This window comes from Phenylobacterium sp. (assembly GCF_041919955.1).
Classification (GTDB): domain Bacteria; phylum Pseudomonadota; class Alphaproteobacteria; order Caulobacterales; family Caulobacteraceae; genus Phenylobacterium.
In genome coordinates, this window is record NZ_JAYRSU010000014.1 from 14,242 (window position 1) to 28,295 (window position 14,054).

Here is a 14,054-nt window from a genome sequence, read left to right on the forward strand (position 1 = left end):
GGGCAAATAATTCGAATTATCTTCGAGTAGCATCGGTTTCGCGGCAGGATGCGGAGGAAGCCATGCAGCACGACGCGTTGGACGCTTTCGCAAGCGCGCGCCTCATCGTCGACCTCGACGCCATCCTCGCCAATTACGCCATGATCGTCGAACGCGTGGCGCCAGCCCGCGCCGCCGCCGTCGTCAAGGCCGACGCCTACGGACTGGGCGCGGCGGTCGTCGCTCCGGCGTTGGCGAGGGCCGGCTGCCGCGATTTCTTCGTAGCGCTCCTCAGCGAGGCGCTCGAGCTAAAGCCGCTGCTGCCCGCCGACGCCCGCATTTACGTGCTGAACGGCCTCGCTCCCGGCGCCGAGCACGCCTGCGCGGCCGCGGGCGTGCGCCCGGTGATCAACACCCTGGATCAGGCCCGCCGCTGGGCGGACCAGGCGCGCCGAAGCGGACGACGGTGCCCGGCCGCGGTCCAGGTGGACAGCGGCATGTCGCGGCTGGGGCTCGAGGCCGGCGATGTCGAACAACTCGCCGCCGACCCGGCGTTCTCAGACGCGGTCGAGGTGGTCCTGGTGATGAGCCACCTGGCCTGCGCCGATAATCCCGCCGACGCGGCGAATGAAGCGCAGCGGCGCCGCTTCGCCGAGTTGGCCGAGCGCCTGGCCCCGGACGCGCCGCGCTCGCTCGCCAACTCGGGCGGCAGCCTGGCGGAAGCGGCCTTCCACTGCGACCTAGTGCGGCCGGGGATCGCGCTCTATGGCGGCGAGCCGATCGACGGCGGAGCCAGTGGGCTGAAGCCGGTCGTCACGCTGGAGGCGCGGGTGGCCCAGGTGCGCACGATCCCGGCCGGCGCCGGCGTGGGCTACGGCCTTACCTATATCGCGCCCGACCAGCGGCGGATCGCCACCATCGGGCTGGGCTACGCCGACGGCTGGCCCCGGAGGCTGGGGGACAGGGCGGCTGCGTTCTGGCGAGGTCAACGCCTGCCGATCATCGGGCGCGTCTCGATGGACAGCATGGGGATCGACATCTCGGCCCTGCCGCTCGGCGCAATCGCCGAGGGCGACTTCGTTGAACTGATCGGTCCCGAGCAGACGCTGCAGGCGGTCGCCGATCTGGCCGGGACAGTCACCTACGAAATCCTGACGAGCCTGGGGCGGCGCTTCGCGCGCATCTACCGCTCGCAGACCGCTTCCGAGGAGAAGGGCCAATGAAGGTCGTCGTTCTGGGCGGAGGCGTAATCGGCGTCGCCAGCGCCTACTATCTCGCCCGCGCGGGCCACGAGGTGACGGTCCTTGAACGCCAGCCCGGACCGGCGCTGGAGACAAGCTTCGCCAACGCCGGTGAGATATCGCCGGGTTACGCTTCGCCTTGGGCCGGGCCGGGGATTCCGGCCAAGGCCCTGCGCTGGCTGACGATGGAGCATGCGCCGCTGATCCTGAAGCCCCAGTTCGACCTGGCGACGCTGGGCTGGCTGGCCGCGACCCTGCGCAACTGCACGCAGGGGCGCTACGCCCTGAACAAGAGCCGCATGGTGCGGCTGGCGGAATACAGTCGCGACCTGCTGATCGAGCTGCGGCGCGATACGGGCATCGCCTATGACGAGCGTTCGCGTGGGACGCTGCAGCTGTTCCGCAAGCAATCGGACCTGGACGCCGTTGGCAAGGACGTCGAGGTGCTGAAGAGCTATGGCGTGCCCTACGAGGTGCTGGACCATGCCGGCTGCGTGCGCGTCGAACCGGGCCTGGCTCTCGCCAACGAGCCGTTCGTGGGTGGGCTGCGCCTGCCCAACGACGAGACCGGCGACTGCTTCAAGTTCAGCGGCGCCTTGGCGGACATGGCCAAGGGCCTGGGCGTGGACTTCCGCTTTGGCGTCTCCATCCAGGGCCTGCGCGCCGAGAGCGGAGCGGTGGCGGCGGTGCGCACCTCGGCCGGCGAGGTGACGGGCGACGCCTATCTGGTTGCGCTGGGCAGCTATTCACCGGGCCTGCTGGCCCCGCTGGGGCTTCGCGCGCCGGTCTATCCGGTAAAGGGCTATTCGATCACTGTGCCGATCGCACAGGCCGACCGTGCGCCGGTCTCCACCCTGCTGGATGAAAGCTACAAGGTGGCGATCACCCGCCTTGGCGACCGCATCCGGGTGGGCGGCATGGCCGAGATCTCCGGTTACAACAACCGACTGGAACCGCGACGGCGGCGCACCCTGGAATATTCGCTGCAGAGCCTGTTTCCGGACGCCGGCGAACTGGCGCAGGGAAGCTTCTGGTCGGGCCTGCGTCCGATGACGCCGGACGGTACGCCGATCGTCGGCGCTACGCCGGCGCGCAACCTCTACACCAATACCGGCCACGGCACGCTGGGCTGGACCATGGCCTGCGGCTCGGGGCAGTTGATCGCCGACGTGATCGGCGGCAAACCCCCGGCCATAGACCACGGCGACCTGGCGATCGGCCGGTACGCCCGCTGACCTCCAAACCCGAAGAAGGAACCGCCCCATGGCGATCGAACGCATCGAATCCGGCCCGCGCATGAGCCAGGCGGTGATTCACGGAAATACCGTCTACCTGGCCGGCCAGGTCGGCGCCCCCGGCAAGAGCGTGACCGAACAGACCAAGGCGGTGCTGGCCTCGATCGAGCGCCTGCTGGCCGCCGCAGGCAGCGACAAGTCGAAGATCCTCAGCGCCACCATCTGGCTGGCCGACATGGCCGACTTCGGTGAGATGAACGCCGTATGGGATGTCTGGGTCGGCGGCAAGGACGCCCCGGCGCGCGCCACCGGCGAGGCCAAGCTGGCCACGCCGGACTACAAGGTCGAGATCATCGTCGTCGCCGCGCGCGACTGATCGAAGCCCGCTCGGAAAACGCCGCGTCCCGCGCTAAGCCGGGGCGCGGCTCACGAGATCGGATTCGACCCATGACCATCACCCTCTACGGCATCAAGGCCTGCGACACGATGAAGAAGGCTCGCGCCTGGCTGGACGGGCGCGGGGTCGACTACGCGTTTCACGACTACAAGGCGGTCGGGATCGACCGCGAACGCCTCCAGACCTGGGCCGGGCAGGTGGGGTGGGAGACCCTGCTGAACCGCGCCGGGACCACCTTCCGCAAGCTGCCCGACGCCGACAAGGCGGGGATCGACCAGGCTAAGGCGATCGAGCTGATGCTGGCCCAGCCCTCGATGATCAAGCGCCCGGTGCTGGACGTCGGCGGTCAACTGTTGGTCGGGTTCAAGCCGGACGCCTACGCAGCTGTGTTCGGCTGAGCCGTATTTGACAGCGCCTCTTCCAGGGGCCTGAAAATCATGACGAACATTTCATCCGTGCAGTTGCATCCATAGACTGCCGCCGAAGCCTCTTTCCTTTCAGAACGGGGCCACCAGGCCCTGCGCATCGAGAAGAGGAGAGTCGTCGTGGAAGGAATTCTAGTCCCCCTGGCGTTCATGGCCATGATTGCGGCCATCGTGATCGTGCCGCGCTACCTGAAGAGCCAGGAGCGCCAGAAGCTGCAGGAAACCTTGCGGGCTTCCATCGAAAAGGGCGCCGAGCTTCCGCCGGAAGTGGTCCAGGCCCTGACCAGCGACGTGAAGCCGCCGCCGTCGCCCTATCGGGACCTGCGGGCCGGCATCATCTGGCTGGGCGTCGCCGTCGGCTTCGCGGCGCTGGGGCTGGCCGTGCAGTTCGAGGAGCCTGACGCGCTTTATCCGATGCTGGGCGTAGCGGCGTTCCCGGGCTTCATCGGCCTGGCGCTGATCGCCCTGTCCTTCATTTCGCGCGGCAAGTAGTCGGCTCCGGGGAGGGGCAGGCCCATGTCGGGCTCACATCAATCAAGGCTGACGGCGTCCCACGACGTGGAGCTGGCCGCACTGGCGACGGCTGGAGACCGCGCCGCGTTCGGCGAACTCGTGCGCAGGCACGGATCGGCGGTCCGGGGGCTGCTGCGCCGAATGGGCGCGACGCCGTCGGAAGCCGACGACGTGGCCCAGGACGCCTTCCTGACCGCGTTCGAGCGGATCGGGGAGTTTCGCGGCCAGGGCGCCTTCGCCGCCTGGGTCAAGAAGATCGGCGCGCGCCACTATCTGCGCCGCCTGCAGAAGGAGCGCCGGATCGCCAGCCTGGCGGGCGAGGTCGAGGAGGGCGGCGACGCCGCCCCGGCCGCAGACGCCGCCGGCAAGATCGATCTCGACGAGGCGCTGCGGGCGCTCGGCCCAGCCGAGCGGATCTGCGTATCCATGTGCTACGGCGCCGGCCTTTCGCACGCAGAGGCGGCCGACGCCTTGAATCTGCCGCTTGGAACGGTCAAGTCCCATGTCAAACGTGGTCTGGAGAAGCTCAGAGCGCGACTGGCGCCTGGCGACGCCGCTCAGGAGGATAGGAGGCGCGAGAATGGCTGAGCTCGATTTCGAGCGGCGTCTGGAACGCCTCTTCGCCGAACCGCCGGCCTTCTCGGACGAGAAGGCTTTCGCCATGACCGTCGAGCGCAAGCTCAACCGTGGCTGGAACATGCGTCGCTGGATCATCGGGGCGGCTGGCCTGGCCGGCGGCGTCGTCGGCGCCAGCCAGCTGATCATGTCGAACTTCGTGCAGCATCTGGAAGGGGCCTCCAGCGGCTCGTCACGGCTGCTGCAGGCCGGGATGCAGCAATTGGCCCCACGCGCCGAGCTACTCTCCTCGCTGCCTGCGGGCTCGACCGTGGTATGGATCGCCAGCGGTATGGCGGTGCTCGCCATCGGCTTCGTGGTCAGTCGGGTGCTTGAGGAGTTCTAGTCAATGTCGGCCCAGCGTCAGGAAACCGTCCGGCGGATCGCCGCCCCCGATATCGCCGCGCGCAAGGGCGGCGTGCCGATCGTCTGCCTCACGGCGTACACCGCGCCGGTGGCCGAGATCCTGGACGAGCACTGCGACCTGCTGCTGGTCGGCGACTCCGTGGGCATGGTGGTGCACGGCCTGCCGAACACGGTCGGCGTCACGCTGGAGATGATGATCCTGCACGGCCAGGCCGTGATGCGGACCGCCAAGCGGGCGATGGTCGTGGTCGACATGCCGTTCGGCTCGTACGAAGGCTCTCCCGAGACCGCCTACGCCAACGCCGCGCGGGTGATGAAGGAGACCGGCGCCCAGGCGGTGAAGGTCGAGAGCGGTCCGACCGTAGTCGAGACCATCGAATACCTCGTCAAGCGCGGGATCCCGGTCATGGGCCACGTCGGCCTGCGCCCCCAGGCGGTCAATGTGGACGGCGGCTTCAAGGCCAAGGGCAAGGCCGGCGAGGAACGTGCGCGGATTCTGGAAGAGGCCAAGGCTACGGCGGCGGCGGGCGCCTTCGCGGTGGTCGTCGAGGGCGTCGCCGAGGGCCTGGCCCGCGAGATCACCGAGGCGATCGACGTGCCGACCATCGGCATCGGCGCCTCGGCCGGCTGCGACGGCCAAATCCTGGTCACCGACGACATGCTGGGCCTGTTCGACTGGACGCCCAAGTTCGTGCGCCGCTACGGGGACTTGAAGAACGAGATCGGCAAGGCGGTCGCGGGCTACGCCGAAGACGTGCGCGCACGCCGGTTTCCTGGACCTGCCGAAATCTACTTCGCCAAGGCCGGCTAGATCCGCCTCAGGCCTGAGACGTCCAGCCCTGGCTCGAAAAGAATCCGGGGCGAGACGTGCAGCGCATCGATGACGGCGTGTAGCTGGGCTGAGTCCAGTCGGGCTCGTCCAGTCTCGGCCAGCGAGAGCTCTGCGGCGGGCAGGTGGGCGCGCTGGGCGAGGTCGTCCAACTCCAGCCCGCGAGCCTGTCGCACCGCCCGAAGCCGCTGGCCGACGACGGCCAGGTCCGGGCGGACCTGCGGAAGCGAGATGATCATCGCGTTCCTCCCATTTTCCAGCAGCTTAGGCGAAGTCCAGCCAACGGCAAGTCCGTCAGCCGGGCCTGCCGATCCGCCCGGGCGGCAGCGGCCGAAATCTATAAAGCGGGGCGGCTGAAGAGCTCCAAGTGGTGTCAATTTTATGCAGTATTAAAAGTGAGTTATAGGCGGATTTTAAGGTGATTTTTGCCGGGCGGTCGGCGGACCGACGGTCCGCTGGGCCGTGCTCGGGCCATGGGCGCTGGCCGCCGAACGCCGAAAACCAGTTCCATCCGCGCCCGAACGCGCTTTAGGCTTCAGAGGATGGCCAAGCTTCTTCAGACGATCCGAGCCGCGGTCGGGCAGAACACCGTGCGCATCCTGCTGAGCCTGGTCCTTGGTCTGATCGCCGGCGGGGCGCTGGCCGGAGCGCCGTTCCTCGACCGCGTCCTGGCCGTGGCCGACCCGGTCGGCGGTCTTTGGCTGGACGCGCTGCGCATGACCATCGTGCCGCTGGTGTTCTCGCTGCTGGTGGTTGGCGTTTCGTCCGCGGCTGGAACCGCCGCTGCGGGCGGGGTCGCGGCGCGGGCGCTGGGGCTGTTCGCCCTGTTCCTGTTCGCCAGCGCGGTCTTCTCTGCCCTGGCTGTCTCCGGCGTACTGGCGCTCTGGCCGGCGCCTCAGGCCGCGGTGGCCGGCCTGCGTGAGGCTGCCGGCCATGCGACGCAGAGGGCTCCGGACTTTCCCAGCATGGGCGCTTGGCTGCGCGCCTTCATTCCTACCAACCCGATCCAGGCGGCGGCGGAAACCAGCATGGCGCCGCTGGTGGTCTTCGCCCTGGCGTTCGGTCTGGCTGCGACCCGGATCCGGCCGGAGTTGCGCGCCGGTATCGTCAGCCTGTTCGAGGGCGTGATGGAGGCCATGCTGGTGCTGGTCCAGTGGGTGCTGTTCGCGGCCCCCGTGGGGGTGTTCGCGCTGGCCCTGGCCGTCGGGGCCAAGGCGGGCTTTGGCGCAGCAGGCGCGCTCGGACACTACGTCCTGATCCTCTCGGGCGTGTGCATTTCGGTCGCGCTGCTCTCGTATCTGATCGCCTTGCTCGCCGGCGTCCCGCTCTTTGCTTTCGCCAAGGCCGTCGCGCCGGCCCAGGCGGTGGCCTTCTCGACCCAGTCGTCGATCGCCTCCCTGCCGGCGATGGTCGCGGGGACCCGCCGCCTGGGCGCGCCCGAGCCAATCATCGGCGTAGTGTTGCCGCTGGCGGTGTCGCTGTTCCGGATCACCAGCCCGGCGGCCAATCTAGGCGTGGCGATCTACTGCGCGCACATCTACGGAGTTCCGCTGAACGCGGCTCTGCTGACGGCGGGCGTAGCGGTCGCCTCGGTGATCAGTCTGGCGTCCGTCGGATTGCCAGGGCAGATCACCTTCTTTACGACCACTGGGCCGATCTGCCTGATCATGGGTGCGCCGCTGGAGCTGCTGCCGATCTTGCTCGCCGTCGAGACCATTCCAGACATCTTCCGGACGGTCGGCAACGTGACCGCGGATATGGCGGTGACCTGCCTGGCGCGCGGCGTGGAAGGCAAGGCGTGAGCCGGGAGACGGCGCCGGCCCCGGCGCGCGGCCGTCGGCGCAAGGGCGAGGGCCCGGACCTGCGCCGGGTCATCCTGGATTCAGCCGAGCAACTGTTCGCTGGCCACGGGTTCTATGGGGTGACCACACGTCAGGTGGCCGCGGAGGCCGGAGTCGATACGGCCCTGATCCACTACTACTTCGGCTCCAAGCGGGACCTGTTCGACGCGGTGTTTTCGCGCCGGGCCGAGATCCTCAACACCGAGCGCAGCCAGGCGATGGCGGCCTATGCGGAGGCGCACGGCGACGCAGCGACCGCCCGAGGCGTCATCGCCGCCTTCATCGGACCGCTGATCGAACGCTCGCTGACCGGGGAGGCGGGCTGGAAGAACTACTTCCGCCTGGTGGCCCTGGTGAACAACACGCCGGCTTGGGGCGGCGAGACTATGCACCGCTTCTTCGACCCCGTGGTGCACCAGTTCATCGCGGCGCTGAAGCGGGCCATGCCGCAAGCCGACCTGAAGGACCTCTATTGGGGCTACCAGTTCCTGACCGGCTCGATGATGCTGGCCCTGTCGGAGACCGGGCGGATCGATCAGCTGTCGGAGGGCCTCTGCAGGTCGACGGACCTGGAAGCCGTTCGCGCCCGGCTTTTCGACTATTGTGCCGCCGGATTCGAGGCGATCGTCTCGCGGGCGCGTTAGCGCCGCGGCGTCACTGTGGCGCCATTTCATCAGGTGATTAAAAACTAGCCACCCAGGGTCGCGGGGGCTGGCGTCTTGCTCGCGAATATCGTCAACTCCTCAAAATTCTCATTTCGATGAATTTCTAACAATCGACGCGGACGTCATCGACCGCGCGGGAGGGACACTGATGAAGACCATGTTCAAGGCTGCGCTTCTGGCTGGAGCCGCCTGGTCGGCCGCGACGTCGGTCGGCTATGCCCAGACCACGAATTCCGACGGCCCGGCGGTTGAGGAACTGGTCGTAACCGCCCGTCGCCGTGAAGAATCCCTGAAGGACGTTCCGGTGGCCGTGACCGCGGTGAGCGAGGAGCGGCTGGCCAACACCGGCGCCCAGGACATCACGGTGATGCAGCAGCAGACCCCGAACCTGACGGTGCAGGTGGCGCGTGGGTCGAACTCCACCCTGATCTCGTTCATCCGCGGCGTCGGTCAGCAGGATCCGCTGTGGGGCTTCGAGCCCGGCGTCGGCCTTTATGTCGACGACGTCTATATCGCCCGCCCGCAGGCCGCCGTGCTGGACGTCTTCGATATCGAGCGGATCGAGGTGCTGCGCGGTCCGCAAGGCACGCTCTACGGCCGCAACACCATCGGCGGCGCCGTGAAGTACGTGACGGCCAAGATCGAGGCCGAGCCCGAGATGAAGTTCAAGGGCGCGTTCGGCAGCTACAACCAGCGCGACCTGGTGGCCTCGGCCAAGGGCATGGTGACCGATACGCTGGGGCTGGGCCTGACCATCGCGAAGTTCGATCGCGACGGTTACGGCAAGAACCTGACCACCGGGGCCGAGCACTATGACAAGGACGTCGGCGCGGCGCGCGCGACGGTCGAATGGACTCCGACCGAGAACCTGTTCTTCCGGCTGGCCGGCGACATCGTCCAGGACAAGTCGGCCCCCCGTCACGGCCACCGCGAGGTGCAGGCGCTGGACTTCCTCGGCCGACCGATCGCCGGGGGCGCGCCGCCGGCGGACGTCTATGACACCTATGCCGGGGCCGGCGACTTCAACCGCGTGGAGACCCGCGGCGTCTCGTTCCTGGGCGAGTGGAAGCTGTCGGACACCATCACCCTGAAGTCGATCAGCGCCTATCGGGCCGGTGAGACCAAGACGATCATCGACTTCGACAACCTTCCGGCGGCCATCCTGGACATCCCCGGCCGCTATAGCGATCACCAGTTCAGCCAGGAACTGCAACTGCTCTACACGGGCGACCGCATGCAGGCCGTCGCGGGCCTGTATTATCTCAACGCTACGGCGGCCGGCGCTTTCGATACCGTGCTTAGCCAGGCCAACCTGACCATCGCCACCGCCGGTTTCGTGGACACCGAAAGCTGGTCTGCGTTCGCCGACGTCAGCTATGACATCACCGACGCCCTGACGATCTCGGTCGGCGGGCGTTGGACCCAGGACGAGAAGACCGGCCAAGTCTACCGCCAGAACTTCACCGGTCTGCGCAGCCCGCTGTTCGGCAACGCCCAGGCGGTTCCTGGCCTGGTCCGCTCGAACTTCACCAACACCAAGAAGTTCGACAAGTTCACCCCGCGCGTCAGCCTGCGCTACGAGTTCACGCCGGATCTGACCGGCTATGTCTCCTACAGCCAGGGCTTCAAGTCGGGCGGCTTCGACATGCGGGCCGACGCGATCCTGACCCCGACCTCGGCGAACGGTTACGAGCCGGAGACGGTCGACAGCTACGAGGCGGGCCTGAAGGGCTATTTCTTCGACCGTCGCCTGTCGCTGAACACGGCCGCCTTCTACGCCAAGTACAAGGACCAGCAGGTGACGCTGCAGACCCCGGTCGGCGCCTCGATCGCCAGTCAGGTGCTGAACGTCGGCCAGTCGCACATGTCGGGCTTCGAGCTGGAAGGCGTCGCCTCGCTGGCCTCAAGCCTGACCGCCAACTTCTCGCTGGGCTACATCAAGGCCGAGTTCGACGAGTACAAGGCGCTGGACCTGACCAAGACCCCGCCGGTGATCACCGACTTCGCCAACTCGCGCGTGTTCCAGAACACGCCGGAATGGACCGGCAATGTCAGCCTGACCTACACCCACGACCTGGGCGATCATGGTCGACTGACCTTCACGCCGATGGCCTCCTACCGCGACGAGTTCTCGATGTTCGAGGTCCCATCGAGCCTCGACCAGAAGGCCTACTGGCTCTACGACGCCAGCTTGGTCTGGACCTCGCCGAGCGAGACCTTCCGGGTCGGCCTGCACGGCCGCAACCTGGGCGACGAGCGCTATCGCGTCGGCGGCTACAACTTCCCGCAGTCGGCCGGCGTGCTGTTCGGCAACTCGGTGACCGCCTATTACGGCCCGCCGCGGACCGTGACGCTGTCTCTGGAAGCCAAGTTCTAAGAGAGCGCGAGCTCTTGCGGCGCGGCGTCCCTCTCGGACGCCGCGCTGTCTTATTTCTTCGGGGGCGACATGGCGCAGGCGCAAGAGCCGGGGCAGGGCCGATACCGTTACGCGGTGCTGGCGCTGCTGATCCTGGCCTACACCTTCAACTTCCTGGACCGGCAGATCCTCGGCATCCTGGCCGGGGCGATCAAGAAGGACCTGGGGCTCACCGACAGCCAGCTCGGCCTGATGGGCGGGCTGGCATTCGCCCTGTTCTATACTGCGTTGGGCATCCCGATCGCCTGGCTGGCGGACCGCTGGAGCCGCACCTGGATCATGACCGGCGCCCTGGCCATCTGGAGCGGCTTCACCGCGCTCTGCGGCTTGGCGGGCGGCTTCTGGCAGCTCTTTCTCTGCCGCATGGGGGTAGGGGTGGGGGAAGCCGGCGGCGTCGCTCCTGCCTATTCGCTGATCTCGGACTATTTCCCCAAGGCGCAGCGGGCCCGGGCCCTGGCGGCCTATTCGTTCGGCATTCCGGTCGGCAGCGCCCTGGGCATCCTGTTCGGCGGCCTGATCGCCGCCTCGATCAACTGGAGAGCGGCCTTTGTGATCGTCGGCCTCGCCGGCGTGCTGCTGGCCCCGATCTTTCGCCTAGTGGTCAAGGAGCCGGTGCGCGGGGCGATGGACGGGACACCGCCCGCCGCCGCCGCGAGCGGGGGACTCGCGCTCCTGTTGCGCAAGCCGAGCTTTTGGCTGATCGCGCTGGGCGCCTCCGCCTCGTCGGTCTGCGGCTACGGCGTGGCGTTCTGGCTGCCGTCGTTCTTCGAGCGGAGCCTGGGCATGGGCCTGGTCGAACGCTCGCTGTTCCTCGGCTCGATCACGCTGTTCGGCGGCGTACTCGGCGTCTGGGGCGGCGGCTGGCTGGGCGATCGTCTCGGCGGGCGAGGGAAGGGTTTCTACCTGCTGGTCCCGGCCGGGGCGTTCCTCTTGGCGTTGCCGTGCTTCTTCTTTGCGGTCGGAGCGACCTCGCTTCCCGTGGCCTTCGTTCTCTTCCTCATCCCCACCGGGCTGAACCTGGCCTGGCTCGGGCCGGTGATCAACGCGGTCCAGCACCTCGTTCCGGCGGCGATGCGCTCGACGGCCAGCGCCTGCTTCCTGTTCGTCAACAACCTGATCGGACTGGGTCTCGGCACCTATTATTTCGGGGCGGTGTCGGACGCCCTGACACCGCGCTTCGGGGCCGAGGCGCTGCGCTACGCGATCTATTCGGGGCTGGGCTTCTACGTCGTGAGCGCCTTGCTGTTCGTGGCGGCGGCCGCGGTCATCAAGCGCGACTGGGTCGACTGATCGGCTCCAGCGTTGCAGCCGCGCGCGGTGCGCTATAGGTTCCGCCGCTCTGAACCGTAACGCCTATTCGCGCGGAGTCCACCGACGTGGTCGATGTCTTTGATGAAGTCGAGGAGCAGCTTCGCTCCGAGCGCTACAAGTCGCTCGCCTTCAAAGTGCTGCCCTGGATCGGCGGTCTTCTGGTCATCGCGCTCGTCGCGGCGCTCGCCGTGTGGGGGTATCAGCACTTCCGCGCCCAGGCGGCGGCGGAGGCGTCCGAGAAGTACGCCCAGGCGATCGAGGCCTTCAACGGCGGCAAGCGCGATGACGCCATCCGCCTGTGGGGCGAGGTCGCCCAGGGCAAGTCCAAGGCCTACAAGTCGCTGGCCCTGCAGCACCTGGGCGGGCTGAAGCTCGCCGACAACAAGACCGCCGACGCTGTGAAGCTGTTCGACGAGGCGGCAGAAGCTGCGCCGAACGACATCCTGGGCGACGTCGCCCGCCTCAAATCCGCCTTCGCCTTGCTGGACACGGCTCCCTACAAGGACCTGGAGGCTCGCCTGACCCCGCTCACCAAAGAAGGGCGCCCGTATCGCGCCGAGGCGCGGGAAGCCCTGGCCTTCGCCAAGCTGATGGCCGGCGACACCGCCGGCGCGCGCAGCGACTTCGCGGTGATCGGTCTGATGGCCGACGCCGGCCAGGACGCGCGCCAGCGCGCCGAAGCCGCCAAGCAACTGATTGACTCGGGCGCGGCCAAGGCCGTGCCGGCTACGGTGAAGGCCGCCCTGGCGCTGCCGCCGCCGATCCAGCTTCCGCCAGGCGCCGCCGTTCCGGCCGCCCCGCAACAGCCTGCTACCGGAGCCCAATGACCTCCATGCGCCGTACCCGCCTCCTAGCGCTCTTCCTGGTGGCCAGCGTGGCCGTGAGCGGCTGCTCGACGGTCAGCCGGCTCAACCCCTTCAACAAGAGCGACGACGGCCCGCAGGAGACCGCCTCCGAGGGCGAGCGTATTGCGATCGTCGCTGCCGACCAGACCCTGGAAGTCGCCGAGGCGCTGAAGGGCGCGGACTTCTTCCTGCCGACCCCCGAGGCCGTGACCGCCTGGCCGCTGCCGGGTGGGACGCCCGAGCAGGCCGTCGGCCATCCGGAGGCCGGCGGCTCGCTGTCGATCGCCTGGAAGCGCGGCTTCGGCGAGGGGTCCGGCCGCGGCGCGCATGTTACCGCTCCGCCGGTCGCCGCCAACGGCAAGATCTACGTCATGGACGGCGAAGCGACGGTCACCGCTTTCGACGCCCAGTCCGGCTCGCCGGTCTGGAAGACCGACCTGCGCCCGCAGTCGAAGCGGGACAAGGAAGCCTTCGGCGGCGGCCTGGCCGTGGTCGACGGCAAGCTCTACGTCACCTCCGGCTACCGCTTCGCCGCCCAGGTCAACGCCGACACCGGCGCAGTGCTGTGGCGCACGGCCACGGAACAGCCGATCCACGCCGCCCCGACGGTATCCGGCGGGCGAGTGTTCGCCGTGTCCGTCGACAACACGCTGCTGACCTTCGACGCGGCCTCCGGCGCGGCGGGCTGGACCTATCAGGCGCTGTCGGAATCCGCGCGCATCCTGGCCGCCTCCAGCCCGGCGGTGTCGGGCGACACCGTGGTCGCCTCGTTCGGCTCCGGCGAACTGGTGGCGCTGCGGGCGACGAACGGCAACGACCTGTGGAGCGAGGCCCTGAGCCGCGCCAACCGCAACAACGCCCTGTCGGAAATCCGCGATATCCCCGGCCGCCCGGTCATCTACCAGGGCGACGTCTTCGCGGTGAGCCATTCGGGCGTGTTCTCGGCCACCGACCTGCGGACTGGCCAGGCCCGCTGGAGCCTGCCGGTGACAGGCATCACCTCGCCGTGGCCGGCGGGGGACGTGGTCTACGTGGTCTCAAAATCCGGGGAAGTCATCTGCGCTGCGCGTGAAAGCGGCCAGATCTACTGGATCACCGATCTCGGCAAGGGACGCGAGAAGCAGGGCGGCGGCCTTTGGGGCCTGGGCAAGAAGCACTTCAGCACCCGGCCGATCTGGTCGAGCCCGCTCCTGGCCTCCAACCGGGTGATCGTCGCCGGTTCGACCGGCGAGCTGGTCGCGCTGAACGCCAAGACCGGCGCGGTCGAGAAGACGATCAATCTGGGTTCCTCGACCCTCATCGGCCCCATCGCCGTGAACGGCACGGTGTATGTCGCCACCGATGAGGCGCAACTCATCGCGCTGCGCTAGGCGGAT

At 68.1% G+C, this 14,054-nt stretch carries 15 protein-coding genes; 14 read left to right on the forward strand and 1 reads right to left on the reverse strand.

The window, feature by feature from the left end; genetic code table 11:
* The first annotated feature begins 62 nt into the window (after positions 1 to 62).
* From alr to panB, 8 genes are all read left to right on the forward strand, one after another.
* Complete coding sequence (gene alr, locus ACE3T2_RS12830; protein ID WP_374657921.1) at positions 63 to 1,202, forward strand: alanine racemase; 1,140 nt, start codon at positions 63 to 65, stop codon at positions 1,200 to 1,202.
* Positions 1,199 to 2,455, forward strand: a complete 1,257-nt coding sequence (locus tag ACE3T2_RS12835) for a D-amino acid dehydrogenase (protein WP_374657923.1) — start codon at positions 1,199 to 1,201, stop codon at positions 2,453 to 2,455. Before alr ends, ACE3T2_RS12835 begins: the two co-directional genes overlap by 4 nt.
* Positions 2,456 to 2,483: 28 nt before the next feature.
* Complete coding sequence (locus tag ACE3T2_RS12840; RefSeq protein WP_374657925.1) at positions 2,484 to 2,831, forward strand: RidA family protein; 348 nt, start codon at positions 2,484 to 2,486, stop codon at positions 2,829 to 2,831.
* A gap of 71 nt (positions 2,832 to 2,902) precedes the next feature.
* Entirely contained in the window at positions 2,903 to 3,250 is a 348-nt protein-coding gene (locus tag ACE3T2_RS12845) for an ArsC family reductase (protein WP_374657927.1), read from the forward strand.
* 147 nt (positions 3,251 to 3,397) lie between these two features.
* Entirely contained in the window at positions 3,398 to 3,769 is a 372-nt protein-coding gene (locus tag ACE3T2_RS12850; protein ID WP_374657929.1) for a DUF6249 domain-containing protein, read from the forward strand.
* A gap of 24 nt (positions 3,770 to 3,793) precedes the next feature.
* Positions 3,794 to 4,378: an RNA polymerase sigma factor gene (locus ACE3T2_RS12855; RefSeq protein WP_374657931.1), complete on the forward strand. Its 585-nt coding sequence runs from the start codon at positions 3,794 to 3,796 to the stop codon at positions 4,376 to 4,378.
* Positions 4,371 to 4,751, forward strand: coding sequence for a hypothetical protein (locus ACE3T2_RS12860; protein WP_374657933.1), 381 nt, complete (start codon positions 4,371 to 4,373; stop codon positions 4,749 to 4,751). The genes ACE3T2_RS12855 and ACE3T2_RS12860 overlap by 8 nt, the downstream gene beginning before the upstream one ends.
* Positions 4,752 to 4,754: 3 nt before the next feature.
* Positions 4,755 to 5,582 (forward strand): 3-methyl-2-oxobutanoate hydroxymethyltransferase, encoded by an 828-nt coding sequence (gene panB / locus ACE3T2_RS12865; protein ID WP_374657935.1) that lies wholly within the window; start codon positions 4,755 to 4,757, stop codon positions 5,580 to 5,582.
* On the opposite strand, the gene ACE3T2_RS12870 is transcribed toward panB, so the two are convergent.
* Entirely contained in the window at positions 5,579 to 5,839 is a 261-nt protein-coding gene (locus tag ACE3T2_RS12870) for a helix-turn-helix domain-containing protein (protein WP_374657937.1), read from the reverse strand. The genes panB and ACE3T2_RS12870 overlap by 4 nt on opposite strands.
* A 303-nt stretch (positions 5,840 to 6,142) precedes the next feature.
* Here ACE3T2_RS12870 and ACE3T2_RS12875 point away from each other — a divergent pair, with 303 nt between their 5' ends.
* The 6 genes from ACE3T2_RS12875 (at position 6,143) to ACE3T2_RS12900 (ending at position 14,048) form a co-directional block, all read left to right on the forward strand.
* A complete protein-coding gene (locus tag ACE3T2_RS12875; protein ID WP_374657939.1) occupies positions 6,143 to 7,402 on the forward strand; it encodes a dicarboxylate/amino acid:cation symporter in 1,260 nt (419 codons plus the stop codon).
* Positions 7,399 to 8,085: a TetR/AcrR family transcriptional regulator gene (locus ACE3T2_RS12880; protein WP_374657941.1), complete on the forward strand. Its 687-nt coding sequence runs from the start codon at positions 7,399 to 7,401 to the stop codon at positions 8,083 to 8,085. The genes ACE3T2_RS12875 and ACE3T2_RS12880 overlap by 4 nt, the downstream gene beginning before the upstream one ends.
* Positions 8,086 to 8,254: 169 nt before the next feature.
* Positions 8,255 to 10,483, forward strand: a complete 2,229-nt coding sequence (locus tag ACE3T2_RS12885; RefSeq protein ID WP_374657943.1) for a TonB-dependent receptor — start codon at positions 8,255 to 8,257, stop codon at positions 10,481 to 10,483.
* Positions 10,484 to 10,552: 69 nt separating this feature from the next.
* Positions 10,553 to 11,812: a spinster family MFS transporter gene (locus tag ACE3T2_RS12890; protein ID WP_374657945.1), complete on the forward strand. Its 1,260-nt coding sequence runs from the start codon at positions 10,553 to 10,555 to the stop codon at positions 11,810 to 11,812.
* An 86-nt stretch (positions 11,813 to 11,898) separates the two neighbouring features.
* Complete coding sequence (locus ACE3T2_RS12895) at positions 11,899 to 12,660, forward strand: tetratricopeptide repeat protein (RefSeq protein WP_374657947.1); 762 nt, start codon at positions 11,899 to 11,901, stop codon at positions 12,658 to 12,660.
* A complete protein-coding gene (locus ACE3T2_RS12900; RefSeq protein WP_374657950.1) occupies positions 12,657 to 14,048 on the forward strand; it encodes a PQQ-binding-like beta-propeller repeat protein in 1,392 nt (463 codons plus the stop codon). Before ACE3T2_RS12895 ends, ACE3T2_RS12900 begins: the two co-directional genes overlap by 4 nt.
* The last annotated feature ends 6 nt before the right edge of the window (positions 14,049 to 14,054 follow it).